This is a genomic window from Marinobacter sp. SS13-12 (assembly GCF_030227115.1).
GTDB lineage: Bacteria > Pseudomonadota > Gammaproteobacteria > Pseudomonadales > Oleiphilaceae > Marinobacter.
In genome coordinates, this window is sequence record NZ_JASSUA010000002.1 from 271,511 (window position 1) to 297,517 (window position 26,007).

Consider the following 26,007-nt stretch of genomic DNA (forward strand, 5'->3'; position numbering starts at 1 on the left):
AGCATCTGAGGATCAACTTTGTTCTATCGCCTGATTACCATCGTTGGCGGACTCATTTTCGTCATTGTCCTGTTCGCCCTGATCTGGTTCTTCTGCAAACAGTTTCTGCTTCGCCACGGCGTCAAAGATCAGGTGTCCGACCGTGCCACAGAACTGGCCACCTGGACCTTTGCCGGCGTGGGTGTGGGCCTGGTATTCGCGGTTCTGGGTGCCTTTGTCCTCGGCCCCTGGGCTTTCTACCGCACACTGCGGGGCCATGATGCGCCGGTGTCCGACGGTGCCGCTATCTGGTGGGGTTTTGGTATTGTTGCTGTCTCGCTGGGCATCACAGCAGCAGGTTTCCTCGGGTTCCTGAAGCTGGTTGGTGCCTTTTAGCAGCCGCACTCAGGCAATACTGTTCAGTTGCTCCCGGAACCAGATCAGCGCCGGCTCCCGTTCATAGGCCTTGTGCCAGTATAAGTGCACATCGATAGGAGGCAGGTCTGCGGGGGCGGTGTGAATGACGATGTCGGCACGCTCGGCGATAATGCGGGCGTAGTTCTCCGGCATGGTCAACAGCAGGTCGGTTCCTTCTGCTACCCGGCAGGCGGCGTAATAGTGCTGGCACCTCAGCCGGATGTTGCGCTGCACCCCGAACCGCGACAGCTCGAAATCCTCGATGCCCGGCCCCTCAGAGCGGGACGATACCAGCACATGCTTTGCCTCAAGGTACTTGTCCATGGTCAGCTTACCGCCAATCAGCGGGTGCCCCTTTCTTGCCAGTACGACAAGCCGGTCTCGTCTCAGAAGCTCATGGGCGGTCTGATTGCTGACCGGCAGCAGTACATCCACCGCAAAATCCAGCTTTCCTGCTGCCAGTTGGGTCTCCATGTCTCTCCGTGGCACCCTCTGGCTGACAATCTCCAGCTCCGGATAGCTCTCCAGTCGGCCCATCAGCTTTGGTAAAAAGGTGGACTCAAGAATGTCCCGCAATGCCAGCGAGTAGGTTTTGCGCTGGTTGGCAGGATCGAAGGCGTGGAACTGATTTACCGCGCTCTGTATCTGGGTCAAACCCGGACGCATGGATTCCAGAAAGCGACGGGCCAGGGGCGTGGGCACCATCTGGTTGCCCTGGCGGCTGAACAGTGGGTCATCGAAATGCTCCCGCAACCGTGACAGGGAATGGCTTACCGCAGGCTGGGTAAGGTGCAGGGCCCTGGCCGCCCGGGTCAGGCTCCCTTCCCGGTAAATGGTGTCGAATACGTGCAGCAGGTTCAGGTCCAGCCGGTTGAGCGCCACAAGTGCCTCCTGTTTGCGAATAAACAGATCTTATAATAAAGGATAAGAATAATTCAGTCGCGTAATAGTTAGGGGAAATCTAGACTGGTGCCATATCGGTCAAACCACGAGGATACGGCGATGGATTTCAATATTTCCGAAAAAGGCCAGGACTATCTCAAGCGCGTCAAAACCTTCATGAAGGAGGAGATCTTTCCCATTGAAGAGCAGTACCACAAGGAGCTGATGGCACAGGAAAACCGCTGGGTCGTGCTGCCTGTCATCAAGGAACTGAAGGAAAAAGCCAGGGCCCAGGGCCTGTGGAACATGTTCTTTCCGGACGAAAAGAACGGTTGTGGCTTGCTGAACTCCGACTACGCCCTGATTGCCGAAGAAACCGGCCGCAGTTTTATCGCCCCGGAAATATTCAACTGCAACGCGCCGGACACCGGTAATATGGAAGTGCTGATCCACTATGGCTCCGACGAACAGAAAGCCGAATGGCTGCCCCGCCTGCAAAGCGGTGAGGTCCGCTCCGCGTTCTGCATGACAGAGCCGGGCGTCGCTTCTTCCGACGCTACCAACATGGAAGCCACGGCCATCGTGGAAGGCGATGAGGTTGTCCTCAACGGTCGCAAGTGGTGGAGCACCGGTGTTGGCCACCCGGACTGCAAGGTCGCCATCTTCATGGGCCTGACCGATCCCGATGCCCACAAACACCGCCGTCACTCCATGGTGCTGGTGCCGCTGGACTCCCCGGGCGTCAAAATCGAACGCATGCTGCCCGTGTTCGGCGCCTACGACGAGCCTTATGGCCACGGCGTTGTCTCTTTCGAAAACGTGCGCCTGCCAAAGAGCGCCTTCATTGCCGGCCCGGGCCGCGGTTTCGAGATCGCACAAGGCCGCCTTGGTCCCGGCCGCGTACACCATTGCATGCGGGCGATTGGTGCCGCGGAACGTACACTCGAATTGCTGATCAAACGCGCCACCAGCCGCGAGGCCTTCGGTCGCCCCATTGCCAAGCTCGGTGGTAACCCGGACATCATTGCCAATGCGCGTATGTCGATCGAGCAGGCGCGGTTGCTGACATTGAAATGCGCCTGGGCGCTGGACACCAAGGGTATTTCGGGTGCCTTGCAGGAGGTTTCGATGATCAAGGCGGTGATTCCCAAGATGCTGCAGCAAATTGTGGATGATGCCATTCAGATTCACGGTGGCGCCGGTGTAAGCGATGACGACTTCCCACTGACCGAGCTGTTCGCCTATGCTCGGGTACTGCGCCTGGCCGATGGCCCCGACGAGGTTCACCGGGCGATGGTTGCCCGGTTGGAGCTGGCCAAGTATCGGAAGTGAGCCCGCTAGTTTCGGAGTGTGAGCAGACGGACGGGGCATTCTGAAACACGCTCCTTCGGCACATCCATGTGACGCTTGGACTCCGCCATCCATGGCTCCGTACAGTTTCAGAACGCCCCGTCCGTCCGCTCAGTCGAACTCTGAGAGTCGGGCCTCAGCGCGTTCCGGCTCCAGCTCTTGCATGGATTCAGATAGAACGAACTCAGATAACTAAGACAACGGTGAAACACAGATGACACAGCGAGTATTTATAACCGGCGGGGCCAGTGGCCTGGGCCGGGCGATTGCTTTGAAGTATGCCAAAGAGGGAGCAAGGGTCTGCATTGGTGACATTAATCCCGAGCAGGGGGTTGCCGTAGAACAGGAGATCAACAACGTCGGTGGCGAAGGTTACTTCGTTGAGTGCGATGTGCGCCGGCTGACGGATCTGGAGAAGATCTGTGCAGACCTGACCAGTAAGTGGGGTGGGGTAGACGTTGTAGTGAATAACGCCGGCGTCGCCTCCGCAGGCTCCATTGAAGACACCACCATGGCCGACTGGGAATGGATCCTGGACATCAACGTGCTGGGTGTGGTTCGTGGCTGCAAGGCCTTTACCCCGCAATTCAAGAAGCAGGGCTCCGGCGCGTTTGTGAATATCGCCTCCATGGCCGGGCTTATGCTTGCGCCGTTGATGGACAGCTACAATGTATCCAAGGCCGGTGTGATCGCGCTCTCGGAAACCCTGAGCCAGGAACTGAGAGACTCCGGTATTCACGTCAGCTGTGTGTGCCCGGCGTTTTTCCATACCAACCTGACCAGCAGCATGCGGTCTGACATCCCCGGCATTCAGCAGAACGTCAACAAATTGATGAAGCGTTCCACCATCAGCGCTGAAGATGTGGCGGATGACATCCTCCGTGCGGTCGAAAAAGGCGATTTCTGGGTATTGCCCCATGCCAAGGAACGTCGCATGTGGATGGTCAAGCGCCACGCGCCCAAGGCGTTTGACTGGCTGATGCACCAGGAGAGCAAGCGCTGGATGAAGAAAATGGGCGGTAAGGCGTAAGTCACCGTTTAACATAGAATCAGGAAGCAAGGGGGCAGGTCTTTCCAGAACCGTCCGGAGCCATGGATGGCGGAGGCCGAGCGTACAGGGACGTATTTACAGCGTGTTCTGGAAAGACCTGCTCCCTTGCTGACGTCTGGATAGTAAAGGAGAGCCGAATGACCCAGATTGACCAGGCTGTTGATATCCGCGAAGGCGAAGAGCTGGATGTCGCGGCTGTTGACCGCTTCATGAAGCAGGCCATTCCGGACCTGGAAGGCCAACCGGAAATCAAGCAGTATCCCGGTGGCGCTTCCAACCTGACCTACCAGGTGGATTATGGCGACCGTTCCTACGTGTTACGCCGTCCGCCGTTCGGCAAGATTGCCAAGTCCGCCCATGACATGCTGCGGGAAGCGAAGGTGATGCGGGCGCTCAAGCCCGAATTTCCCTACGTTCCCAATATCGTCGCGATCTGCGACGACCACGATGTGCTGGGTTGCGATTTCTACGTGATGGAGCGTCTGAAGGGCATCATCCTGCGCCAGGATTTCCCCAAGGACTTCGAGCTCAGCGAGGCAGATACCCGCAAGCTGTGCCTGAACGTGATCGACAAGCTGGTGGATCTGCATAATGTAGATGCGAAAGCCACCGGCCTGGACAAGCTGGGTAAGGGTGCCGGTTATGTACAACGCCAGATTGGCGGCTGGAGTGACCGTTTCCGCAAGGCGAAAACCGATGACGTGGGTGACTTTGAAACCGTCATGGGCTGGCTGAACGACAAGATGCCGGACGACATTGCCCAGGTGGTCATCCACAACGACTATCGCTTTGACAACGTGGTGCTGAACCCGGACAACCCGTTCGAGGTTATCGGTGTGCTGGATTGGGAAATGGCCACCATCGGAGACCCGCTGATGGACCTGGGTAACAGCCTGGCCTACTGGATCGAGGCAGACGATGAAGGCCCGTTCCAGATGCTGCGCCGGCAACCCACCCATCGCCCGGGCATGCTGACCCGCAAGGAAGTGGTCGCTTACTACGCCGAAAAGTCCGGCCTGAAAATCGACAACTTCGACTTCTATGAAATCTACGGCCTGTTCCGGCTGGCAGTGATTGTCCAGCAGATCTATTACCGCTTTTACCATGGCCAGACCAAAGACAAGCGCTTCGCTGCCTTTGGTCATGCCGCCAATTACCTGGAGAAGCGCTGCCAACGACTGATCGAGGCGAGTGACCTGTAATGGCAACGATCTATCTGATTCGCCACGGGCAGGCCAGTTTCGGCAAGGAAAACTACGACCAGCTGTCGCCCCGGGGGTGGGAGCAGGGCCGTGTTCTTGGCCGTTGGTTCGCCGGGAAGGTAACGCCCAGTGCGGTGTTTGGTGGCAACATGGAGCGCCACCGGGAAACCGTGGAAGCCCTTGCCAGTGGCTACGGCGACACTCTTCCCGACATGCAGGCGGTTGAAGGTTTCAATGAGTTTGACCATACCCAGGTGGTTGAGCGCCTGCGTCCCGAATGGCAAGACCGTGAGCGTATGGCGCGGGACCTGGCCGCGTTTCCCAAACCCGCGAGAGCGTTCCAGCAGGTCTTCGAGGAAGCCATGGTTCGCTGGGTCAGTGGCGAGCACGATAACGAGTACGCCGAAACCTGGGGCGATTTCCGCGAGCGGGTGATCACATCCCTGGAGCAGCTGATTGAATACGCAGACGGTGGTGACACCCTGGTGTCCACCTCAGGCGGTCCCATTGCTGTTATGGCTCAACACCTGCTGCAACTGAGCGATCGCAAGGCACTGGAAATGAATTCCGTCATTGCCAACACCAGTGTCACCCGGATCCTGCACTCCGGGGCCCGTCGCAGCCTCGCGGTGTTCAATAATTACAGTCATCTGGAAGCGGAAGACGCCACCCTGGTGACTTTCCGATAACGAATTGAGGTGAAGAATGAGCAAGCAAGACCTGTTTGACCTGAGCGGCAAAGTGGCCCTGATTACCGGTGCCAGCCGTGGTATTGGCGAGAGCATCGCCCGCACCCTGGCCAACTATGGCGCCCACGTGATCGTCAGCAGCCGCAAGATTGATGGCTGCGAGGCCGTGGCCGGTAGCATCCGCGAGGGCGGTGGCAGTGCCGAGGCCCATGCCTGTCACATCGGTGAAATGGACCAGATTGAAGACATCTGGCAGCACATTGAATCAAAGCACGGCAAGCTGGATATCCTGGTGAACAACGCCGCTGCCAACCCCTATTTCGGCCCCATTGAAGACACCGATCTGGGCGCCTACCACAAGACCGTGGACGTGAACATTCGCGGGTATTTCTTCATGTGTGCCCGAGGTGCCCAGATTATGAAGAAGAATGGCGGTGGATCCATAATTAACGTGGCGTCTGTGAACGGCGTTAATCCTGGCCACTTCCAGGGCATTTACTCGGTCACCAAGGCGGCGGTTATCTCCATGACCAAATCGTTCGCCATGGAACTGGGCCAGCAGAATGTGCGGGTGAACGCCCTGTTGCCGGGGCTGACTGACACCAAATTCGCCAGTGCGCTGACCAGCAACGAAGCCATCAAGAAACAGGCCATGGCCCACATCCCGATGAAGCGGGTTGCGGATCCGGACGAAATGGCAGGTACGGTTCTATATCTGGCCTCCGGTGCCTCCAGCTATACCACAGGCACCTGCATTAATGTGGACGGCGGCTATCTGACAATCTGACCTCAGCTGCTTGTGTTTTCGGTATCCTCGCCGACACAGGCGAGGGTATCGAAGTCTCCCCTCAGTTCTGAAGCCCGCCCTAACAGATGATCAAGGTGGCGCTGGTCCGCCTGTTGTAAAAGGTCTGTCATCAGCTCTGCTATGGCAGTCCGGCTGTCGGCCATCATCTGCTGATAACGTTCCCCACGGACTTCTTCGTTATTGTCGATCAGGTAACCGATACGGTCGCTAAAACGGTCGCTGTCCCTCTCTTCCAGGGCCTCCAGCAACGCCTCCTGCCAGTTGCGCCGGCCTTCCAGCCAGATTTCCGTCTGTTTACCCCGGGCTTCTGACCATCTGATGACGGTTGCCAGCTGACTGTCATTCAGTGGGCCCAGCCAGCGCTCGACCCGCTCCGTGGTGCGCTCAGCCCGGGCTGCCCGGGTCTGTTCCGGGTTATCCGCCAGAAGTTCGTCTTCCAGTTCCTGCTGGCTTTCCTTCATGTTCTCAGCCAGCTGGCGGACCTGCTCATCGGTCAGACTCGCCAGAAGCCGTGCAGCGGCAGGTTTGGCCCGATCCATCAGTGGCGGGAAGAAAGCAAACAGTTTCTCCTGATGCCAGGCCACCGTCGACTCATCAAGGTCGCCGGAACGTACGTCGCTTTTGAGCCGGGTAAGCCATTGGGAATATTGCGGCAGTTCGGTGCTGCAATGCCACTGGCGAAGGTTCTGTATGTCCCGTTCCAGCCGGGATTCCTGCTCCGATGTCATGGGGATGTAGTCATCCACCCACCAGACGATGCCCCAGTCCGCGTAGCGGTATGCCAGCTTGGTGGAGCTGCACCCTGCCAGTAATAGCAGGCTGAATAATGTAATGAATAGATAACGGCCCATGATTTCCTGCCCTGGTATGTACTCTGAACCATACGATGGTTGATGGCTTTCAGATGGAGTTCATGAGCAATCACGTGAATTGTCAAATTTTGTGAATCCGATTTCGGCGCACACCCGTAAGTTGCAATTACGTACAGGTCAGGGACTGAATCTGTGCAGGTTCGAACCACTTTGTCACCGGTAATCTTCCTCTGCATCTAAGGAGCAGAACAATGACAAGCAAGTATGCATTACCAATAGTGGTCGCGGGCTCAATTGTGCTTGCGGGATGTTTTGACGGTTCCAGCAGTTCCTCCGATCCTGCGCCAGTAACAACGCAGGTTCGTGTGATTCACGGTGTATCGGACGCCCCGGCAGTAAACGTGGGTATCGACGGCGACATCGCCATTGCGGGAGCGGATTTCAAACAGGCGGCGATCCTTGATCCGGCTGTCGGGAGCTACTCGGTCACAGTGGACGGACTTCTTCCGGGAGGTGCTACAACCACAGTTATTGGACCGGCTGATCTGACGTTTGAAGAGGGTATCCGTTATGACGTGATTGCGTCCGGCAGTGTTGGCGCGGGTACGGTCGCACCGATTGTCCTTGCAGACGATGGAGAGCGAACCGATCCTGATTCCGTTCGGCTGCGTGTGGTTCACCTGTCGCCCGATGCCGATCAGGCAGCAAGTGGTCCGGTTGATGTGTACCTGACCCTGGCCGCTGACGGGAATGCGCTGCCTGCTGAACCCAGCTTTACCTTCTCGTTCGGAGAAGATGTCGGGCCGCTGGAGGTGGGCGCTGACACGTACCGTGTCCGTGTGACGCCTGAAAACAGCGACACCGTTGTCTACGATAGCGGTGAGGTACCGCTGCCCTCCGGCGCGGATTTGCTGATTGGTGCGGTAGATAACACCGGAGCCAACCGCACGCATATGGACGCCAGCCCGGTGAGCCTGATCGTTGCAAACGGAGCTGACGTCACGGAACTGTTTGATGTGGAACAACAGGCTGGGGTGAGGGCTGTTCATAACTCGGCCGACGCACCAAATGTGGATGTCCTGGTAGACAACAGCGTTGCCTTCGCCAATCTTGCGTTTCCGGACGTTGTGCCAGGAGCATCACTGGATGCTTATGCGAAAGTACCGGCTGGCACTCGTAACGTCAAAGTCACGCCCGCCGGCAATAACTCCGACGTGCGGATAGAAGCAGATCTCGATCTGGTTAATGCACAGGGATACACAGTTGTAGCATTGAACTTGCTGGCGGACATTGAGGCTCTGGTGCTGGAAGACTCGGTTCGCAGCATCGCCACCCAGGCAACTGTCAGGGTGGTTCACGGTTCAACGCTCGCCGGACCGGTCAATGTGTATCTGTTACCCGAAGGTGAAACGAATGTGAACGTTGCGCAGCCGGTACTGACGGATGTGCCATTCAAGGCCAACTCAGGGTATCTGGCAGTTACGCCGGGCATTTATAACCTGGTGGTGACAGATGACAGTGGTAATGCGGCTATTGGCCCTGCGGAAGTAAATCTTCAGGTCGGCGGCATTTATACCGCTATTGCCCGTGATACACAGGCTCTCGATGGCGCTGATCTGATCTTGCTGGATGATTTTGTACTGGGGAACTGATCCAGTCCGGAACCTGAATACGTAGGCACTGTTGTACATTCAAAGCGTTGATAATGCAGCCCCGGAAATTCCCGGGGCTTTTTTTTTGGTTTACAGTGTCATGTTGGCAATTACCGGGTTTCGATATTGCCTTCCTCGTCGGAGATAACAATCTCCACCCGGCGGTTTTGCTGCCGCCCGCCAGAAGTATCATTACTCGCTACCGGGAATTCTTCGCCAAACCCCTTGGTTTCTACCCGATCACGACTGATACCCATGCTGACCAGGGCATCACGGACTGATTCCGCCCGGCGTTCAGACAGTTCCTGGTTGTACGACGCTTCGCCGGTACTGTCGGTATAGCCTTCTACACGTACCCGGCGATCCTCGTATTCCCGCATGAACTCAGCCAGTCGGTTAACGGTTGCTTCACCGGAGGACTTCAGTTCGGCCCGGTTGAGGTCGAACAGTACATCACCAAGAGTCAGCACCATCCCACGATCTGTTTGCTCGGCCTGCATGGCTTCCATTTGCAGGCGAAGCTCTTCCGCTTCCCGTCTGGCTTCCGCTGCTTTATTGGAGCTCATCTGTAGCTCCAGCTTCCTGCGCCGTTCCTCCGCGGAATTGATCTGTTGCTGCAATTCTGCGCGCCTTCCCTGTTCGGCGGCAATTTGTGCGTGCCGATTGGCAAGGTAGGCTGCATGCTCAATCTCGACAATGTCCGCGTCATCTTCCAGCAGCGATTCCGCACGGGACAGCTGGTCCCTGGCCTCCCTTAACTGACGATCGCCGCTGCGGGCCACGTTCGGGTCGTTCCTGATTTCCTCATAGGCAGCCCTTGCCTCCTCGATTTTCTGGTTGTCCTGGGGCGTACTGGCACAGCCGGCCACCAAGACAGAAAAGCTCACTGCCATGCCCAAAGTCATGTTGCGCTTGTTCATAACAATCTCCTGTTTCCGCTGAGGCCTTACTGGCGTTCTTCGATTCGTTGGCGAAGAGATTCGATATTCGTATTGATCTCTTCAACCGCCTGCTGTGCCTTCGCGGTGTCTGAGCGGGCCCCGGCCAGTTGTGCATCGACGGAAGCTTTCTCCAGAAGGCGGGTTGCCTCCCTATATTTTTCCGCTTCGATCAGTTCTTCCGCGTCGGCCACCCTGTTCTGCGCTTGGTTCAACAGCACTGGCTCGAAGTCTCTGGCATCTGATGAAACTGCCTGCTGGATGGCTGACTCGGCAGATTGCAATTGCCCATCCGGCCGCTCCACAGAACTGGCACAGCCACCCACAAGGACAGCAATGCCAATAATGCCGGCAGCGCCTAACATCGAAGTATGCTTGTTCATGCACTATCTCCTTCCAGTGAAGGACGAGGACTGTTTGTCTCGCCCGAACTCAAGGTAGACACCTCTGTAAACGGAACACCCTTTTCAGGGACCACGTTCTCCAGTCAGAGCGTCTTCTCCCGCTACGCTTAAGACTAGCAGCTGGTTCAGGACCCGGCATGACGGTATGGAAATAAACTCCGGCTGTTCATCTTTCTGGTCTTTTTTTTCAGCTCTTTCGGTCGCGGTTGTTGGCAGGGCCACAACCGCCACCCAAATGCCATTGATCTGGCCGTTTCGAAGCGTGAACGGGGTGGATGACATAATTGTAACCAGGGACCAAAATACGATAGACCTGATGACAGATGTAGCGCCATGCCCGTGACATGGCGGGTGAAAACCGCAAGGGGGGAAGTGTCTGAGCCGAGCTGTTTACGCCGTAGGCTTAGCGAATCTCGGTGCCACTGGACGGCGCCTGGGAAAGCGTGGTTCCGGTGGGCGGGCGGTGATGAAGGGAGTAGATAATCCGGTCCAGTACCGCCTGACCGTTCCAGGCCGGGTCATTGTTGACCATGCCGACAACCGCCCAGGTGGTGTTGGTATCGTCCCGCGTGAAGCCGGCAATAGAACGAACATTTTCCAGATAACCGGTCTTGATGCGTCCTTTGCCGTCAAGGCCGGCGTTTCTGAGCCTCCTGGCCATGGTGCCGTCCATAGCAATCAGCGGCATGGAGGCCATCAGGTCAGCTGAGTAATCGCTGTTCCAGGCGTGTTGGAGGATCTGGGCGCCCTGGCGGGCAGTGATGCGGCCGTGACGGGTCAGGCCCGCACCATTATCAATAACCATTCCCGCGGTATTGACGCCTTTGTCCTGAAGCCACTGATAAATGACGCGGATGCCGGCAACCCGGTCGTCTTCATCGTCGTCCAGCCGGTACTCCGAGCCAATGGTCAGCAACAACTGGCGGGCCATGACATTACTGCTCCACTTGTTGATGTCGCGCACCATGGTCACCAGGTCGGGCGAGGTGGTTTTCAGTAACAGTCGGGCATCTTCTGGTGTGCTGGCCAGCAGACTCTTGCCGCTGATCTCGATGCCCATATCCGTGAGCAGCGAGCGTATCAGCGAAGCAGTGTATTGCTCATGGGGCAGTACAGACAGATACGCGGTCGTGCGGCAGCCCTGGGGTAACTCACCCGTTACCCTGACGGTGACCCGGTGGTCATCATGGAAGATGGGCTCCCAGTCAAAGTTTCTACGGGCGGGGCAGGGCCCTTCAGCCGCTGCGGTTACCCGGTTGTCGATCACAACATCGTTGAGTGAGGGCGCGCTCCAGGCCTGGGTGCCGCGCTCGTCGGCCCGAACCTGGAAATGCACCAGGTTAAGGTTGGTGAGGTAGGGCGAGGGCTGAACCAGAAACGGCGCATGGGGGTTGTTGCCGTTGTCGTCGAAGACAGGCAATCCCTCTGCCAGCTTGAACACGTCACCATCCAGAACAAGATTGCCATTGATGGCGCTGATGCCCATGCCGCGAAGCTCACTCAGGGTGCTCCACAGGCGCTCGATGGTCAGCTTCGGGTCGCCGCCCAGATCGACATAGAAGTTGCCGTTGAGCGTGTCGCCCACAAGCTCACCATCGGTATAGAAGTTGGTGTCCCAGTGATAGGTCGGCCCCAGGGTTTCCAGCGCTGCATAGGTGGTGATCAGCTTGAGAATGGAACCGGGGCTCATCAGCGCGTCGGCGTTGATATACTGCTCAATGCCGGGGCCGTTCAGGGGGATGGCCGCCATGCTCAGCGCGTGCTCGTCATTCAGGGACTGAAATGCGTAGTCCCGCACCTGGCTGCTCCAGGTTTTCTTGGTGCTGGCTGCCGGGTCAGAAGCGAATGCAGTGCCAATTGAGAGTATGGCTGCCAGGGTGGAAACGAGCAGGCGCGGCACAGCTCTACCATGCTGGCAGCCCGTTCCGTTGTGTGTCTTGTAACAATGGCTTCGTGCCGTCAGCAACATGGTGCAACGCTCGTTGATTCTCGATTTACTTACAATAGCCCAAAATTCAGGCTCATACTATGTGGAAAGGCTATACATGACGTTAAAAAATGCCAGTAGTGTCGTTGTTTATACTACCTTTTTGTTAAGGGATGTAAGTGCTCTATTTAATCAACAGGTTAGCAACCGGACATCTTGCAGCGTTACGATAGTCAGCAAGAACAAAACCTGAACCAGTGCGGGTACGTAGTGCAATTATGAGCGGTGCAATCATGAGCGCAACGGATACCGGAGGCTGAGAAATGGCAACACAATGGACCCGACGACAGTTCCTGGCCGCACTGGCGGCCACCGGCCTCTCACTTCGCATGCCGGGACTGGTGGCAGCACCCGGCGAGGCGGCGATCACCCGGCCCATTCCCTCCTCCGGGGAGCGGTTGCCCGTGATTGGCATGGGTACCTGGCGCACGTTCAATGTGGGCGGGGACCAGCATCTGGTGAACGAGCGCACCGAGGTGTTGAAGACGTTCTTTGAACTGGGCGGCACCCTGGTGGACTCGTCGCCCATGTACGGCTCGGCCGATGATGTCATGGGGGAAGCACTTGAGACCCTGAACGCCCATGACAAAGTGTTTGCTGCCAACAAGATCTGGACCCGGGATGGCGGTGCCACCCGGGAGCAGGACAGGGAAACCCGCGAAAAATGGGGCATTGAACGCTTTGATCTGCAGCAGGTACACAACCTGTTGGCGTGGGAGGAGCACCTGGACACCCTGAAGCAAATGAAGGCGGACGGGGAGATTCGATATCTGGGTATCACCACCTCCCACGGCCGGCGTCACCGGGATCTTGCGCACATCATGGAACAGCACCCCCTCGACTTTGTGCAACTGACCTACAATGTACTGGACCGGGAAGCGGAACAACGCCTGTTGCCGCTGGCAAGAGAGCGGGGCATTGCGGTCATTGTGAATCGCCCGTTCCAGGGCGGCAGCCTGTTCCGTCGCTTCCAGTCCGAGCCATTGCCCGGCTGGGCAGAAGAGGCAGGTTGTGGCAACTGGGCCGAGTTTTTCCTCAAGTTCATCGTGTCCCACCCGGCGGTCACCTGTGCCATTCCGGCGACAACCCGTGTGGAGCATATGGAAGAGAACATGGGCGCTTTGTACGGGACGCTTCCTGATCAACAACAGCGCCGGAAAATGGCCGATTACGTGGCGGGGTTATGACCGATGTGAATTGGTTGAGCTATTCACTGTCTGACTTTCTGATGTTCGGGCCGGAGGTGTTTCTCCGGCTCTTTGTTCGTATCAATCAGGATTTCTGGCCCTGGCAGGGCATTGCGGTTGCAATGATGCTGTTGATTGCCGGGTTGCTGGTGCGTGGTGACAGGCTGGCGAAACGGGGCACTCTGTTGCTGCTGGCGGCCGCCTGGATGTGGTGCGGTGCCGGGTTCCTGATGGAATATTACGGACCCATCAATATACCAGCCGCCTGGTTTGGCTGGGCCTTTATTCTGCAAGCTGCGCTGTTAACAGTCGCGGCGCTGGTCTGGCCCTGGGATGGGCGTTCTGCAGCGCCTGCGCGCCGATGGCAGGCGGGCATCGGCTGGTTGGTGATGGCGTCGCTGCTGCCATTGCTGGCAGCGGCGCAGTCCGGAAACTGGCAGGGCGTCGCCCTCTTCGGGATCACGCCAGACGTGACCGTTGCCGCCTCTCTACCTTGCCTACTGCTGTTGCCCAGGCGGGTTCGCTGGCTGTTTCTGCTGCTGCCGTTGCTCTGGTGCCTGTTCAGTGCGGCAACCTTGTGGACGCTTGGCACACGGCTGATGTTTGTCCTTCCCGCTGCCATACTGGTGCTGACGATGGTTAGCTTCTGGTTCAGTCCCAGGCCGGCGCAAAGTCCGGGTTAGCGATTCGTTCACCACGGTCCAGCTTGTCTATCTGAGCAATTTCTTCCGCACTGAGTGTGATACGGAGCGCATCCAGGTTGGCTTTCTGGTGCTGGGGGCGCGTTGATGACGGAATCGGTACCACGCCTCGGGACACGACCCAGGCAATGGCAATCTGTGCCGGAGACGCATTGTGCTCCCGGCCGATGCGGATCAGGGTTTCATCTTCCATTACCTTGCCCACGGCCAGTGGCATGTACCCTGTCACGGTAATACCCAGTTTCTGCGCATGCTCCACCACTTTGCGATTGGCCAGGAAAGGATGGACCTCAACCTGGTTGGTGAAGATGGCTGTCTCGCCTAGAATCTCTTTCGCCTGGTCCATCTGGGCGCAGGTGAAGTTGGATATGCCGATGTGTGACGTCAGCCCCTCCCGTTGTGCGTCCCGCAAGGCACCCAGGTAGTCCGTCATGGGCACTTCGTCGTTCGGTGACGGCCAGTGGATGAGGGTGAGATCCACGTGGTCCGTTTTCAGCCGCGCCAGGCTGTCGTGCAGGCTGTTGATCAGGTCACTCGGGCGAAGCTGGTCGTGCCAGATCTTGGTGGTCAGGAATATATCGCGACGTGGGATGCCGCTGGAGGTGATGCCATCGCCCACTTCAGACTCATTTTCATACATCTGGGCGGTATCGATATGCCGGTAACCCAGAGAAAGGGCGCTTTTAACCGCCTCACGCGCATCGTTACCTTTCAGGCGGAAGGTGCCCATACCGATTTTCGGAAGTGTGCTGAATGCCATGGTGTCCTCCTTTGCGAACGCTCTGATTTGTATGTGGTGCCCGCCCGCTGGTTCTTCAAGTGGCAGGTGGTTATCATACCGGCCGCGGAAACACGGCAAGCCGACTAATTACCGAGGTCAAATCATGCTGACTGGGCAATGCCTTTGTGGCGATATCAAGCTGGAATACGACGGCCCGTTGGGACCGATAGCCCTGTGCCATTGCAGCCAGTGCCGGCGCGCCCATGGCAGTGCGTTTTCCGCCAGCGCGCCAATTCAGAAAATCCGAACCCGTTTTACCGCGGGTGAAGAGCTGGTCCGGGAATACGAATCCCGCCCGGGCAAGTACCGGGGTTTCTGCCCCCGCTGCGGCAGCCAGCTGTACAGCCGGGTTGATGCCATTCCCGGTATCCTGCGCCTGCGGGTCGGCATGATCAACGAGCCTTTGGGCAAAGGACCGGCATCACACGTTTATGTCGGTTCCAAGTCGGACTGGTTTGCCATCACGGACGATACTCCCCAGTACGACAAAACCGAAAGAAGCTATGATCCGAACTGACGGTCCGAACTGAGGGCACCGGATCATTCCGCGGGTACGATCCGGTAAACCTTGCCGTCGGAATGGTCTGTCAGTAACCAAAGGGCGCCGTCAGGCCCCATCCGCACATCGCGGATACGTTCGCCCAGGTCTTCCAGCAAATCCTCTTCCTCTTTGACGTCCTCGTTGTCGAGACTCAGGCGTACCAGCTTACGCATCTTCAGTGCGCCCACAAACAGATCGCCTTGCCATTCAGGAAACTGGTCCCCGGTGTAGAACGCCATGCCCGAGGGGGCAATGGACGGGTCCCAGTAGTGCAGCGGGTCAGTCACGCCCTCCATGGTGGTCTTGTCGGTAATGGGCACCCCTGAATAATCGATGCCGTAAGTGACGTCTGGCCAGCCGTAGTTGTTACCGGCACGAATAATGTTGATCTCGTCGCCGCCCCTGGGCCCGTGTTCGTGGCTCCAGATTTCACCGGTCTCAGGATGAATGGTCATACCCTGGATATTGCGATTGCCATAGGTAAAGAAGGTGTCGTTTACGGTGGGGTCGTCGGTGAACGGGTTACCGGGAGCCGGATCGCCGTCAGTGGTCAGGCGATGCACACCACCGGCATCGTCATCCGTCGCCTGGGCACGGTTCATCTCGCCCCGGTCACCCACGGCAACGTACAGGTTGCCATCGCGGTCGAACTCCATGCGGCCGGCGAAGTGCCGCCCGGTGGTACCACGGGGCAGGGCTTCGAAAATCACCTCAACATCCGATAACCGGTTGCCATCCAGTTTTGCCCTTGCCACCCGAGTGGTCATGCCTTCGCGGCTTACCTTGTGGGCGTAACTGAGAAACAGGATCTGGTTAGTCTCGAAATCCGGGTGCAGGATCACGTCCAGCAGGCCGCCCTGGCCAGAAACGACAAGTTCTGGCAGTCCGCTCACCGGTTCGTCTACCAGTGCGCCGTCACGGATGATTCTTAACCGTCCCTCACGCTCGGTAACCAGCATGGAGCCGTCCGGCAGAAACGCAAGGCTCCAGGGGTGTTCAAGATTCTGTGCCACGGTTTCCAGACGGAACTCCGCCTTATCGGAAGAAAAAACCTGTTCCGACACCGCCGTGGCTGAAAGCATCACAAAGCTGAGGCCGAGGATCAGTCGGGTGCAAGTTCGCATGGGAACCTCCGTTTCTTATGGTGCCGTTCGATAGCTGACTGATGTTTGAGAATAGCAGTTGGAGTGAGCTCCAACGAGGTGTCTTGTCCCGCAAGGGTATATAGGGCGACAAAAAATCAATGGATCAGTGTTTTGGTATTTCAAACGATAATGATTCGTATTAATATACGAGAATGAGGTTTAAATCCTGTAATAAACCCTGAAACGGAGAAAAAGATGTCCCGAATTCCGGAACCCCTGTTCCGCCGCAAGGCGCTGTTCACCGCGATCGTTTGTGCAACCCTGCCGGCTTTCGCTTCGGCCCAGGACAACCAGCCCACAACACTCCAGGCACTGGATGTATCCGCAGAGCGTGGTCAGGTTTCATCTGAATCCACCGGCAGCTACACCAGCGGGGCAACCACAACCTCCATGAAGATGGAGCTCGGCCACCGGGAAACACCGCAGGCAATAACCGTGGTGACGCGCGAGCAGATGGACGATTTTGCGCAAAACGATATCAACGATGTGCTGGAGGGAACCACCGGCGTGACCGTGGAATCCGTTGAGACAGATCGCACCTACTACACATCCCGCGGTTTCGATATCAACAACTTCCAGTACGATGGCGTCGGCCTGCCGGCGGTATACGACAACGTGCAGGGCGAACTGGATACCGCCTTCTTTGACAGGGTTGAGGTGGTGCGCGGTGCGAACGGTTTGATGGCCGGTTCCGGTAACCCGGCGGCAACCGTTAACTTCATCCGCAAACGCCCGACAGCGCAGACTAACGCCTCTGTTGCGGTCACCGGGGGATCCTGGGACAAGAAGCGCATTGTGGGGGATGTGTCGGGTGAGGTTTCGGAATCCGGGGCCGTGCGTGGCCGTGTGGTTGCCGGTTACGAGGACAAGGATTCCTACCTGGACCGCTACAGCAACGAAAAGCAGATGTTTTACGGCGTGCTTGAGGCCGACCTGACGGACACCACGCTGCTGACACTGGGCCACTCGATACAGACCTCGGACACCGACAGCCCGCTTTGGGGCGCGTTGCCCCTGTTCTACACCGATGGCACCGCAACAGACTTCGCCCGATCAACCAGCACCGCTTCGGACTGGTCCTACTGGGACAACACCCAGCACAACAGTTTTGTGGAGCTGCAACAGGAGCTGGCTGGCGGCTGGCGGGCCAAAGGCACCGTATTCCGGCTGGAGAATGACAGTGAATCAGAGTTGTTTTACCAATACGGCACGCCGGATCCGCAAACCGGTGACGGGTTGCTGGCCTATCCGAGTCAATACGATCTCAACGTAGAGCAGTTGGTGGTAGACGCTTATGCGACCGGCCCCTTTGAGTTGGCAAATCGGACCCATGAGCTGGTGTTGGGAGCCACCTGGTCCCGCTCAGAAACGGTGGACGAGTCCCGCTATGGTCAGGGTATTGGTAACGCGCTGCCACCTCTGAACGAGTGGGATGGCAATTATCCGCGGCCCACGTTCGATAATGGTGTTGGCGGATCAGACTGGACGGATCGTGAAACCGCCACTTACGCCGCTGCCCGCTGGACCCTGACCGACAACCTGACAGCCATTACCGGTGTTCGTCTCACCTGGCTCGACAGTAAAGGCACCAGCTACGGCGCAGAGAAAACCACCAGTTACGATGCGGTTGAAACGCCCTACGCCGGGCTGATCTACGATCTGAACGACAACCATTCCGTGTACGCCAGTTACACCGAAATCTTCACGCCGCAAACCGAGCTGGACATCAATCGTGATCGCCTGGACCCGATCGATGGCGTGAATTACGAGCTGGGCCTGAAGAGCGAATTCCTGAATGACCGGGTGAACACCACGGTCGCACTTTTCCAGACGGAACAGCAGAACGTGGCTGAGGTTGCAGGCACCTTCGCGGGTACTCCGGACGCGTACTATCGCGGCATAGACGGACTTGAAAGCCAGGGTGTTGAGCTTGAGTTCGTGGGCGACGTAACCGACCGAATCCAGCTGTTTGCCGGCTACACCTACGTGGACATCGAAGACGCCGATGGCAACTCCGCCAAACCCTTTGTGCCGGAGCACCTGGCGCAACTGCGGGGTACCTGGAAAGTGCCAGGCGTCGAAGGGCTTGAGCTGGGCAGCAAGGTGCGCTGGCAGTCGTCCATCAGCCAGGATCAGGGCGTGGCCACCACAGGGCCGAACGCCGGAGCGAAGATCGTCACCGAGCAGGAAAGCTATGCGGTGGTGGACCTGATGGCCAGCTATGACTTTGCCCGAGACTGGAACGCCACGCTGAACGTGAACAACGTGACCGACGAGAAATACATCGAAAGTCTCAAAAAGTTTGGTACTTCTGCCCAGGGTTTCTATGGCGACCCGGCGAACGCCAGCCTGACAGTCTCCTGGGTCTACTGATCCGGAGGTGAAGAGAGGGCGGGAAGTCACTCCCGCCCTCATTGATGATAAAAGGGAGGAGAAGGAATGACGCCCGAACAGGAAATGATTGAAGGATTAAAGCTGGCCGCAGGCGCCGGTATGGTCATCGGCGTGGTTGCCATTGGCCTGGCTCTGGGCTCGGCTATCGGGGTTTGATGGCTGGCTGAGGGCTGCCAGTCGCTCCTTGCGATAGACGCCACAGGTGCCGCAATAACCCCCCTCGGGTAACAGATACTTCAGACAACATCCCTTTCGCTGTGGGATGGCCGTGGTCTGCCCGCCAAACACCGCCGGAATCCAGTCGATGAAGTGGTTGGCGTCATTGCGAAACTCCCCCAACCAGCGCTGGGCCAGGTCACAGGTTTCAGCAGGCTCTGCCAGATTCCATACCGCCGAGAACGGCGCCCCCAACCCTAGCCCGATGCTGCTCCAGTAGGCTCCGGGGCTCACCCCCAGCCGCTGCCTGAACACCGGATACCAATCTCGTGTCAGCCTCCCGACCGAGCGGACAAAGCACTCCTCATCGACGGCAGGCACACCCGGGGTCTGGAACCAACGGGACGTGACTGATTCCCCATGCTCAACAGGAACGAGAAAAATGCGCCGGGGATCGGGCAGGGGAGCCTGGCCATCCCGGAACAGCCGCAGGGTCAGTGGGGCAATCACATTTAACGCCAGATCCTGCTGAAGCACGGAAACCCGGGCCCGGATGGCGCGGGAATCGGAAGCATTCGGGTAATCGGTGTTGACCTGGTCAATCAGCAGTGTCGGCTGCTCCAGGCACTGCGCCAGAGAAAACAGACCAGGGCGTTCGTCGGCGGAAGGTTGAAGTACCTGGGCGAGGATGGACTCCCGGTCCAGCCCGGCGGATGCCAGGAGCCGGGCGTAACGTTCGGCCCATGTGTCTGACAGCCCGGCGTGTTCAGGATCGGCCATGGCGGCTCAGCCCCCACAGGAAATAGACACCGCCAACCAGCGCAGCCAGCAACCCGGCAGGCAACTGGCTGGGGAAGACAACAATGCGGGAGAGATAATCTGCCACGGCAAGCAGCAGACCCCCCACCAGGGCCGCCACAATCATCTGCCGGCCGACAGTTTGTTGCCCCAGCACTCTTGCCAGGTGCGGGGCGATCAGCCCCACAAAACTGAGGGGGCCAATGACCACAGTCGCGGCGGCGGTCAACACTGCCGCCAGTAGCAGCAGCGACAGCCGGGCACGGGATACCGAAAGCCCGAGAGATGCCGCAGCGGTATCTCCGAGGGGCAGAATGGTCAGTGGGCGCACAATCAACAGCAGCAAGGTGCTGACCAGCACGACAAAGCCCAGCAGGCCGAAAGCCTCGCTTTCAGAAATCAGCCAGGTGGAGCCATACATCCAGTTCAGCAGTTGCGAGGCGACGGTGCCGCCGGAAGCCATCACCAGCCGCAGGCCGGCGTCCATGAACACATACAGGGCCAGACCACCGAGCAGTAGCTGATTCCCTGCAAACCGGTGCTTGCGGGCGAGCAGAATCAGTAGCCCAAGAGCGCCGGCGGCACCCAGGGTAGCCGCGCCAAGCTGGCCAATGCGGCTGACTTCGGCACCTGTAAGCACGATCAACACCATGACCAATGCGGCACCGCCACTGATGCCCAGCATCTCCGGGCTGCCCATGGGGTTGCCCGTCATCCTCTGAATCAGTGTGCCGGCCAGCCCCAGCGCCACCCCGGCAAGCATGGCCGCCAGCAGCGGGGGCCCACGCCAGACCCAGGCGTCGCCCCATTGCGTTATTGATGTCCAGTGCCAGCCGTCCAGCCCCGGAGCCCAGCCGATGGAGACAACCACGGTGGTTATCAGCAGTGTGGTAACGATGCAGGTAACAAGAACGGGTGATCGGCGCCTGGGCAGGAAGCCGCCCGGACTGGATTCCTGCCCAGGCATGTGATGGGTGTTCCTGAAACTCTGAAGCGCCAGCAGGATGACCGGGCCGCCAATCAGGGCGGTGGTGGTGCCCGTGGGCACCAGGGAGCCATCGCCCCAGGTGGACGCCCAGTGCGCCAGGGTGTCGGCCAGCAGCAACAGCCCGCCCCCCATGAGGGTGCTCCAAAGCAACTTGTTGCCCAGTGTGCGGGCGCCCAAGAGCCGGGCCAGAACTGGCGCGGCCAGGCCCACGAAGGCCACCACGCCAACCCGGCTGACAACCGTGGCCGTCATCAGCACCACCAGAAACAGCGCCAGTGCCCGTATAAGCCCGACTCTGGCGCCCAGGGCACTGGCGGAGGTCTGCCCCAGTTGCAGTAATTGCAGCGGCCGCATCAGCAGCAACATCAGAATGGCGAGGACGATTACCCGGGGCCAGAGCTCCATGAACGGCCCCCAGTTGTTCTGTACCAGCGAACCGGCGCCCCAGATAAACAGATTGCCCAGCCATTCACCCTTGAGCAGCAGGAACGCCATGTTCATGGCTCCCAGGAAGAAGGTGATGACCAGGCCTGCCAGAATAACCGTGACCGGAGAGAATCCGAGCCGCCAGGTGAGCGCGATCACCATGCCGATGGCCAGCAAACCACCACCAACCGCTGCCAGTTCGGGACTGAAGGCCAGCAGCCCGGGTGCAAACAGCGTGGCAACGGTGACGCCGAACTGGCCGCCAGCCTCCACACCAAGGGTGGTCGGGGAGGCCAGCGGGTTGCCCAGTACCTGCTGGGTAATGGCCCCGGCCAGCCCCAGCCCGCAGCCGATCAGGATGGCGATCGACACCCGGGGTGCCCAGCTGTAGTGGGCCAGAACCGAGGAATAGTTGTCAGGATCAAAGGTCCAGAACGCCGACACCAGCGCGCCGGCATCCAGTTCGCCCAACCAGGGGGCGGAACTGGCAATCAGCGCGCCAACCCACAGAATAACTGCCGCCACCGGCAGTTTTGCGGGAATGACAGGGCGCGACGCGGGCAGGTCAGAGCCTTCAGCGACATTGTCAGAGCCGTCAGCGTACATTGTCGAAGCCTCCTTCCAGCAGGGCATCTGTCAGCATGGTTGCCAGCCGTTTTACCGGAAACACACCGCCGAATGGCCACACGGCGTCTATCCGGTACACCTCGTTACGCCTGACGGGGGGCAGGTAGGTCCAGAAGGGGCTGTTGGCCAATGTGTCGGCAAGCCCGGGCAAAATCGGGGAGATCACTACAATGCGGCTGTTCTGGTAAGGGGCGATGGCTTCCAGCCCGACAACCGAGAATCCCCAGAAATTGCCCTGCCGGGGCCAGGCGTTTTCAAGCCCGAGGGCCGTCAGGGTGGTCTGATACAGGCTGTTGGGCGCGTAAACACGCACATGTCGGTCATCCAGGAAGTTCACCAGGGCCACCGGTTTGTCGGTCATGCCTGCGTCTTCCAGGCGTTGGCGCTGGGTTTCCAGGGTCTGTTCGAGGTCTGCCAGAATGGCATTGGCCCGGTCTTCCCGGCCGAGCATGTCAGCGAGTGTGGTCAGCATTTCACGGGCCTTCTCGAAAGGCCGATTGCCTTCCCTGTACACACTGATCACGTAGGTCGGTGCAATCCGTTCAAGCAGTCTGGAGGCAGGCGCCATTTCCGAACTGGTGACGATCAGGTCCGGTTTCAGTTCCGCGATCGCTTCCAGGCTTGGCGCCACGCGGGTGCCGATATTGTGAACACCGGCGGGAAGTACCGGCTCATTCACCCACACATCGTAGCCATCCCGGTCGGCCACGCCCACCGGTGTTACGCCAAGCAACAGCAGAGCTTCGGTGGCAGCCCAGTTCAGGGTAACAATTCGCTTCGGCGCCTCATCCAGGGTGATGGTGCCGTACTCGTGTTGCCAGGTTTCAGCGCTGGCCGGTAACGAGAGCAAGCCGATGAACAGCAGTGCCAAAAAGGCTCTGGCGGAATACTTAATGGACATAGGAAACCCACTGCCCCGGCGCACGCTCCATCACGCCCATGGGGACACCGTAGATGGTTTCCAGTATCCCTGAATCCATGATCTCCCGCGGACTGCCGTCTGCAATCAGTTGCCCGGTTTTGAGCGCCACCAGGCGGTCGCAGAAGCGGGCGGCCAGGTCCACATCGTGCAGAACCACGATTACGGTCAGCTCCCTTTCTTCGGCCAGGCGATGCACCAAGCGCAGGGTTTCCACCTGGTGTTTCACATCCAGCGCCGAGATGGGTTCATCAAGCAGCAGGCAGCGGGTTTGCTGGGCCAGCAGCATGGCTATCCACGCCCGCTGGCGTTCGCCTCCGGAGAGCGTATCCACAGAGCGATGCTGGAAGCGGTTGAGCCCGGTATCTGCGATAGCCTGGACGATCAACTGATGGTCTTCGTTGTTGTAGCGGCCCAGTGGCCCGCGCCAGGGATAGCGGCCCAGGGCGACGAGCTCCCTTACCGTGAGGCCATCGGTGCCCGGCGGATGCTGGGGCAGGTAGCCCACCGTACGCGCAAATTCCCGTGCGCCGGTGGTGCGGAAGGAAGTACCCAGCAGGCTGACGTCGCCGGCAGTGTGCGAGATCTGGCGGGCCAGAATCTTGAGCAGTGTGGATTTGCCGGAGCCGTTATGCCCGAGCAAAGCGGTAACCTCGCCCTCCCGGAAGTCGAGGTTGATGTTCCGGAGAATGGCGATGTCGCCGATGTTCACATCCAGGCGGGATACTTCGAAGAACGCAGACATGCAGGCTCCAATGATTCTGAAGGCCTGCAGCATAATCTAAATGCGAATTACTATCAATAATGTTTTGTGTTTCTTGATAGCGGGTGCCAGGCGTTATGCCTGGCCGGTTTGTACCCGCCACTGGGCGGTGTAGGCGCCGTTGCTTTCCAGCAGATCCTCGTGCCGGCCGGACTCCACAATCCGACCTCCGTCCACGACCGCGATAGTATCTGCGTCCACAATGGTGGACAGGCGGTGAGCGATCATGATCACCGTGCGGTTATGGCCGATGCGCTTCAGCGAGCGCTGGATGGCGGCCTCGGTTTCATTGTCGACAGCGCTGGTGGCTTCGTCGAGAACGAGGATGGGAGGATCTTTCAGCAACGCGCGGGCAAGGGACAGGCGCTGGCGCTGTCCGCCGGACAGCCTCACGCCCCGTTCTCCTACGGCGGTAGACAACCCCTCTGGCAGCGCTTCAATGAAAGACCAGGCTTCAGCGGTTTTTGCCGCCTCAATGATCTGTTCGTCGCTGGCGCCCGGGAACCCGTAGGCGAGGTTGTCACGGATGCTGCCTTCGAACAGGTAGACATCCTGGCTCACCAGCCCGATGGCTTCCCGCAGGGATTTGAGGCTGACGGACTGGATGGGTTGTCCGTCGATGCGAATCTGGCCGCCCGTTGGATCGTAAAAACGCAACAGCAGCTTGATCAGTGTCGACTTGCCGGAACCGGTCGCGCCTACAAGCGCCAGGGTGTTCCCGGCCGGTACGTGTACGGAGATGTTATCGATACCGGCACCGCTGGACGGATAGTGAAAGCTTACTTCCTCGAAGCTGACTTCACCTTTCACGGGTTGTTCCAGGATCTTGCTGGCATCGTCTTTTACATGCACCGGCTCGGCCAGCAGGTCGAGAATGCGGCGGGTACTGGCCATGGCCCGTTCAAACAGGTCGATCACTTCCGCAAGGCCGGTCAGGGGCCACAACAGGCGCTGGGTCAGGAACACCAATACCCCGTAGGCACCAACGTTCAGGTTGCCTTCCAGCGCCATCATGCCGCCGACGGTAAAGGTGGCCAGGAATCCCGCGAGAATCGCCATGCGGATAACCGGAATAAAGGCCGAACTGATACGAATGGCCCTGCGGTTGGCCTCCACATACGCCTCGCTGCTGGCCTTCAGGCGCTCGGCCTCACGCTTTTCAGCGGTAAAGCTCTTGATGGTGGCAATGCCACCCAGGTTGTTGGCCAGGCGGCTGGACAGGTCGCCCACCTTCTCCCGCACATCCGCATACAGTGGGCCGGCCTTGCGCTGGAAGTAGAACGCGCCCCAGACGATCAGCGGAATCGGCGTGAATGCCAGCAGGGCGATCAGTGGAGACAGCACAAAGAACACCGCACCCACGGCAACAACGGTCACCACCACCTGGATCATGGCGTTGGCGCCGCCGTCCAGGAAACGCTCCAGCTGGTTGACGTCGTCGTTCATGGTGGCCACAAGCTGGCCGGAGCTGCGGGCTTCAAAGAAGCTCATGTCCAGTTTCTGGGCGTGCTCGTAGGCGTCTTGCCGCAGGTCGGACTGCAGTCGCTGGGCCAGGTTGCGCCAGAGAATCTGGTACAGGTATTCGAAGATGGATTCGCCGGCCCAGATGAAGAAAGTGAGAACGGCCAGAATGGTGATCTGTTCCTGGGCGGTTTCAAACCCCAGGCCCGCCACGAAGCTTTCTTCCTGATTGACCACCACATCAATGGCAACACCAATCAGGATTTCCGGGGCAATGTCGAACAGCTTGTTGATCACGGAGCAGGTGGCTGCGGCGATGATCTTGCGACGATAGCCTCTGGCATAACGCAGAAGGCGCCCGAGCGCTGCGAAACTGCTGGTGGTCTTGTGGGAAGGCTCGCTCATGGTTCGCTCCGCTTGCGCCAGAAAAGCGGCAAGGGTAGCCGATTTCTCAGTCTTTTAAAACAGAATCATTATCACTTGGGGGCATTCCGTTGCAGCCAGCGGTCCAGCTTGTCCGCAAATTCCTTGCGGTCGGTCTGGCCTAACGGTGGCGGTCCGCCGGTGACCTGGCCGGCGTTTCGCATCTCTTCCATGAAGTTGCGCATGGCCAGGCGCTGGCGGATATTTTCTTTGGTAAAGGCCTGGCCGCGCGGGTTGAATACGTCCGCGCCTTTTTCGATGGCTTCGGCGGCCAGGGGAATGTCCTGGGTGATAACCAGGTCGCCCTGCTGCATCTGGTCCATAATTTCGTTGTCGGCCACATCAAAACCCTGGGGAACCTGGCGGCGTTTGATGTAAGGGCTCGGGGGCAGGTTGATGGCGTGGTTGGCAATAAACGTTGTTTCAACTTGCCAGCGGGTGGCGGCGCGGCAAAGGATTTCCCGGATGGGGACGGGGCAGGCGTCGGCGTCGACCCAGATTGGCATGGCTGGTTCCTTTGTTGGTT

The 26,007-nt window shown here is 58.7% G+C and carries 24 protein-coding genes; 11 read left to right on the forward strand and 13 right to left on the reverse strand.

Annotated features, from left to right (window positions below; translation table 11 throughout):
• The first annotated feature begins 18 nt into the window (after positions 1-18).
• Positions 19-375 carry a hypothetical protein gene (locus tag QPL94_RS14215; RefSeq protein ID WP_285358248.1) on the forward strand — a complete coding sequence of 119 codons (357 nt, stop codon included), beginning with the start codon at positions 19-21 and terminating at the stop codon, positions 373-375.
• Positions 376-384: 9 nt separating this feature from the next.
• Here QPL94_RS14215 and QPL94_RS14220 read toward each other — a convergent pair whose 3' ends face one another.
• Positions 385-1,278 carry a LysR family transcriptional regulator gene (locus QPL94_RS14220; RefSeq protein WP_285358250.1) on the reverse strand — a complete coding sequence of 298 codons (894 nt, stop codon included), beginning with the start codon at positions 1,276-1,278 and terminating at the stop codon, positions 385-387.
• Positions 1,279-1,398: 120 nt separating this feature from the next.
• Between QPL94_RS14220 and QPL94_RS14225 the strand changes: the two genes are divergently transcribed.
• The 5 genes from QPL94_RS14225 to QPL94_RS14245 all read left to right on the forward strand — a co-directional run bounded on the left by QPL94_RS14225 (position 1,399) and on the right by QPL94_RS14245 (position 6,357).
• Complete coding sequence (locus QPL94_RS14225; RefSeq protein WP_285358252.1) at positions 1,399-2,610, forward strand: acyl-CoA dehydrogenase family protein; 1,212 nt, start codon at positions 1,399-1,401, stop codon at positions 2,608-2,610.
• A gap of 232 nt (positions 2,611-2,842) precedes the next feature.
• Positions 2,843-3,658 (forward strand): SDR family oxidoreductase, encoded by an 816-nt coding sequence (locus QPL94_RS14230; protein WP_285358254.1) that lies wholly within the window; start codon positions 2,843-2,845, stop codon positions 3,656-3,658.
• Between the two features lie 158 nt (positions 3,659-3,816).
• A complete protein-coding gene (locus QPL94_RS14235; RefSeq protein ID WP_285358256.1) occupies positions 3,817-4,881 on the forward strand; it encodes a phosphotransferase family protein in 1,065 nt (354 codons plus the stop codon).
• Positions 4,881-5,570, forward strand: coding sequence for a histidine phosphatase family protein (locus tag QPL94_RS14240; RefSeq protein ID WP_285358257.1), 690 nt, complete (start codon positions 4,881-4,883; stop codon positions 5,568-5,570). Before QPL94_RS14235 ends, QPL94_RS14240 begins: the two co-directional genes overlap by 1 nt.
• A 16-nt stretch (positions 5,571-5,586) precedes the next feature.
• Entirely contained in the window at positions 5,587-6,357 is a 771-nt protein-coding gene (locus QPL94_RS14245) for an SDR family oxidoreductase (protein WP_285358258.1), read from the forward strand.
• Positions 6,358-6,359: 2 nt separating this feature from the next.
• Here the strand turns inward: QPL94_RS14245 and QPL94_RS14250 are convergent, their stop codons facing one another.
• A complete protein-coding gene (locus QPL94_RS14250) occupies positions 6,360-7,229 on the reverse strand; it encodes a DUF6279 family lipoprotein (RefSeq protein WP_285358259.1) in 870 nt (289 codons plus the stop codon).
• Between the two features lie 212 nt (positions 7,230-7,441).
• Here QPL94_RS14250 and QPL94_RS14255 point away from each other — a divergent pair, with 212 nt between their 5' ends.
• On the forward strand, positions 7,442-8,842 hold the full coding sequence (locus QPL94_RS14255) for a DUF4397 domain-containing protein (RefSeq protein WP_285358260.1): 1,401 nt from the start codon (positions 7,442-7,444) through the stop codon (positions 8,840-8,842).
• A gap of 110 nt (positions 8,843-8,952) precedes the next feature.
• Here the strand turns inward: QPL94_RS14255 and QPL94_RS14260 are convergent, their stop codons facing one another.
• The 3 genes from QPL94_RS14260 to dacB all read right to left on the reverse strand — a co-directional run bounded on the left by QPL94_RS14260 (position 8,953) and on the right by dacB (position 12,153).
• A complete protein-coding gene (locus QPL94_RS14260) occupies positions 8,953-9,762 on the reverse strand; it encodes an OmpA family protein (RefSeq protein WP_285358262.1) in 810 nt (269 codons plus the stop codon).
• Between the two features lie 26 nt (positions 9,763-9,788).
• The gene (locus QPL94_RS14265) at positions 9,789-10,163 is read right to left on the reverse strand and encodes a DUF4398 domain-containing protein (protein ID WP_285358264.1); all 375 of its coding nucleotides are present in this window, start codon (positions 10,161-10,163) and stop codon (positions 9,789-9,791) included.
• 424 nt (positions 10,164-10,587) lie between these two features.
• Entirely contained in the window at positions 10,588-12,153 is a 1,566-nt protein-coding gene (dacB, locus tag QPL94_RS14270; RefSeq protein ID WP_285358266.1) for a D-alanyl-D-alanine carboxypeptidase/D-alanyl-D-alanine endopeptidase, read from the reverse strand.
• A gap of 281 nt (positions 12,154-12,434) precedes the next feature.
• Here dacB and QPL94_RS14275 point away from each other — a divergent pair, with 281 nt between their 5' ends.
• Both QPL94_RS14275 and QPL94_RS14280 read left to right on the forward strand, forming a co-directional pair.
• On the forward strand, positions 12,435-13,358 hold the full coding sequence (locus tag QPL94_RS14275; protein WP_285358267.1) for an aldo/keto reductase: 924 nt from the start codon (positions 12,435-12,437) through the stop codon (positions 13,356-13,358).
• Positions 13,355-14,041 carry a DUF6064 family protein gene (locus QPL94_RS14280; RefSeq protein ID WP_285358268.1) on the forward strand — a complete coding sequence of 229 codons (687 nt, stop codon included), beginning with the start codon at positions 13,355-13,357 and terminating at the stop codon, positions 14,039-14,041. The genes QPL94_RS14275 and QPL94_RS14280 overlap by 4 nt, the downstream gene beginning before the upstream one ends.
• On the opposite strand, the gene dkgB is transcribed toward QPL94_RS14280, so the two are convergent.
• A complete protein-coding gene (gene dkgB / locus QPL94_RS14285; RefSeq protein WP_285358269.1) occupies positions 14,010-14,819 on the reverse strand; it encodes a 2,5-didehydrogluconate reductase DkgB in 810 nt (269 codons plus the stop codon). The genes QPL94_RS14280 and dkgB overlap by 32 nt on opposite strands.
• Before the next feature lie 124 nt (positions 14,820-14,943).
• Here dkgB and QPL94_RS14290 point away from each other — a divergent pair, with 124 nt between their 5' ends.
• Entirely contained in the window at positions 14,944-15,357 is a 414-nt protein-coding gene (locus QPL94_RS14290; RefSeq protein ID WP_285358271.1) for a GFA family protein, read from the forward strand.
• A gap of 23 nt (positions 15,358-15,380) precedes the next feature.
• Here QPL94_RS14290 and QPL94_RS14295 read toward each other — a convergent pair whose 3' ends face one another.
• Complete coding sequence (locus QPL94_RS14295; RefSeq protein WP_285358718.1) at positions 15,381-16,463, reverse strand: PQQ-dependent sugar dehydrogenase; 1,083 nt, start codon at positions 16,461-16,463, stop codon at positions 15,381-15,383.
• Between the two features lie 258 nt (positions 16,464-16,721).
• Here QPL94_RS14295 and QPL94_RS14300 point away from each other — a divergent pair, with 258 nt between their 5' ends.
• Positions 16,722-18,899, forward strand: a complete 2,178-nt coding sequence (locus QPL94_RS14300) for a TonB-dependent siderophore receptor (protein WP_285358272.1) — start codon at positions 16,722-16,724, stop codon at positions 18,897-18,899.
• Positions 18,900-18,995: 96 nt separating this feature from the next.
• Here QPL94_RS14300 and QPL94_RS14305 read toward each other — a convergent pair whose 3' ends face one another.
• The 6 genes from QPL94_RS14305 to QPL94_RS14330 form a co-directional block, all read right to left on the reverse strand.
• Positions 18,996-19,856 (reverse strand): (2Fe-2S)-binding protein, encoded by an 861-nt coding sequence (locus QPL94_RS14305; RefSeq protein ID WP_285358273.1) that lies wholly within the window; start codon positions 19,854-19,856, stop codon positions 18,996-18,998.
• Positions 19,843-21,894, reverse strand: coding sequence for a Fe(3+)-hydroxamate ABC transporter permease FhuB (fhuB, locus tag QPL94_RS14310; protein WP_285358274.1), 2,052 nt, complete (start codon positions 21,892-21,894; stop codon positions 19,843-19,845). The genes QPL94_RS14305 and fhuB overlap by 14 nt, the downstream gene beginning before the upstream one ends.
• Positions 21,884-22,816, reverse strand: coding sequence for an iron-siderophore ABC transporter substrate-binding protein (locus QPL94_RS14315; protein ID WP_285358275.1), 933 nt, complete (start codon positions 22,814-22,816; stop codon positions 21,884-21,886). Before QPL94_RS14315 ends, fhuB begins: the two co-directional genes overlap by 11 nt.
• Positions 22,806-23,579 (reverse strand): ABC transporter ATP-binding protein, encoded by a 774-nt coding sequence (locus tag QPL94_RS14320; protein ID WP_285358277.1) that lies wholly within the window; start codon positions 23,577-23,579, stop codon positions 22,806-22,808. The genes QPL94_RS14315 and QPL94_RS14320 overlap by 11 nt, the downstream gene beginning before the upstream one ends.
• Before the next feature lie 93 nt (positions 23,580-23,672).
• Positions 23,673-25,463, reverse strand: coding sequence for an ABC transporter ATP-binding protein (locus QPL94_RS14325; RefSeq protein ID WP_285358279.1), 1,791 nt, complete (start codon positions 25,461-25,463; stop codon positions 23,673-23,675).
• Positions 25,464-25,534: 71 nt separating this feature from the next.
• Positions 25,535-25,987 (reverse strand): YaiI/YqxD family protein, encoded by a 453-nt coding sequence (locus QPL94_RS14330; protein WP_285358281.1) that lies wholly within the window; start codon positions 25,985-25,987, stop codon positions 25,535-25,537.
• Between the last annotated feature and the right edge of the window lie 20 nt (positions 25,988-26,007).

Excerpts from the sequence above, each read along its gene's own strand:
- QPL94_RS14225 (WP_285358252.1), top strand. The coding sequence starts at position 1,399 with ATGGATTTCAATATTTCCGAAAAAGGCCAGGACTATCTCAAGCGCGTC.
- QPL94_RS14230 (WP_285358254.1), top strand. The coding sequence starts at position 2,843 with ATGACACAGCGAGTATTTATAACCGGCGGGGCCAGTGGCCTGGGCCGG.
- QPL94_RS14235 (WP_285358256.1), top strand. The coding sequence starts at position 3,817 with ATGACCCAGATTGACCAGGCTGTTGATATCCGCGAAGGCGAAGAGCTG.
- QPL94_RS14240 (WP_285358257.1), top strand. The coding sequence starts at position 4,881 with ATGGCAACGATCTATCTGATTCGCCACGGGCAGGCCAGTTTCGGCAAG.
- QPL94_RS14245 (WP_285358258.1), top strand. The coding sequence starts at position 5,587 with ATGAGCAAGCAAGACCTGTTTGACCTGAGCGGCAAAGTGGCCCTGATT.
- QPL94_RS14250 (WP_285358259.1), bottom strand. The coding sequence starts at position 7,229 with ATGGGCCGTTATCTATTCATTACATTATTCAGCCTGCTATTACTGGCA.
- QPL94_RS14255 (WP_285358260.1), top strand. The coding sequence starts at position 7,442 with ATGACAAGCAAGTATGCATTACCAATAGTGGTCGCGGGCTCAATTGTG.
- QPL94_RS14260 (WP_285358262.1), bottom strand. The coding sequence starts at position 9,762 with ATGAACAAGCGCAACATGACTTTGGGCATGGCAGTGAGCTTTTCTGTC.
- QPL94_RS14265 (WP_285358264.1), bottom strand. The coding sequence starts at position 10,163 with ATGAACAAGCATACTTCGATGTTAGGCGCTGCCGGCATTATTGGCATT.
- dacB (WP_285358266.1), bottom strand. The coding sequence starts at position 12,153 with ATGTTGCTGACGGCACGAAGCCATTGTTACAAGACACACAACGGAACG.
- QPL94_RS14275 (WP_285358267.1), top strand. The coding sequence starts at position 12,435 with ATGGCAACACAATGGACCCGACGACAGTTCCTGGCCGCACTGGCGGCC.
- QPL94_RS14280 (WP_285358268.1), top strand. The coding sequence starts at position 13,355 with ATGACCGATGTGAATTGGTTGAGCTATTCACTGTCTGACTTTCTGATG.
- dkgB (WP_285358269.1), bottom strand. The coding sequence starts at position 14,819 with ATGGCATTCAGCACACTTCCGAAAATCGGTATGGGCACCTTCCGCCTG.
- QPL94_RS14290 (WP_285358271.1), top strand. The coding sequence starts at position 14,944 with ATGCTGACTGGGCAATGCCTTTGTGGCGATATCAAGCTGGAATACGAC.
- QPL94_RS14295 (WP_285358718.1), bottom strand. The coding sequence starts at position 16,463 with ATGCTTTCAGCCACGGCGGTGTCGGAACAGGTTTTTTCTTCCGATAAG.
- QPL94_RS14300 (WP_285358272.1), top strand. The coding sequence starts at position 16,722 with ATGTCCCGAATTCCGGAACCCCTGTTCCGCCGCAAGGCGCTGTTCACC.
- QPL94_RS14305 (WP_285358273.1), bottom strand. The coding sequence starts at position 19,856 with ATGGCCGATCCTGAACACGCCGGGCTGTCAGACACATGGGCCGAACGT.
- fhuB (WP_285358274.1), bottom strand. The coding sequence starts at position 21,894 with ATGTACGCTGACGGCTCTGACAATGTCGCTGAAGGCTCTGACCTGCCC.
- QPL94_RS14315 (WP_285358275.1), bottom strand. The coding sequence starts at position 22,816 with ATGTCCATTAAGTATTCCGCCAGAGCCTTTTTGGCACTGCTGTTCATC.
- QPL94_RS14320 (WP_285358277.1), bottom strand. The coding sequence starts at position 23,579 with ATGTCTGCGTTCTTCGAAGTATCCCGCCTGGATGTGAACATCGGCGAC.
- QPL94_RS14325 (WP_285358279.1), bottom strand. The coding sequence starts at position 25,463 with ATGAGCGAGCCTTCCCACAAGACCACCAGCAGTTTCGCAGCGCTCGGG.
- QPL94_RS14330 (WP_285358281.1), bottom strand. The coding sequence starts at position 25,987 with ATGCCAATCTGGGTCGACGCCGACGCCTGCCCCGTCCCCATCCGGGAA.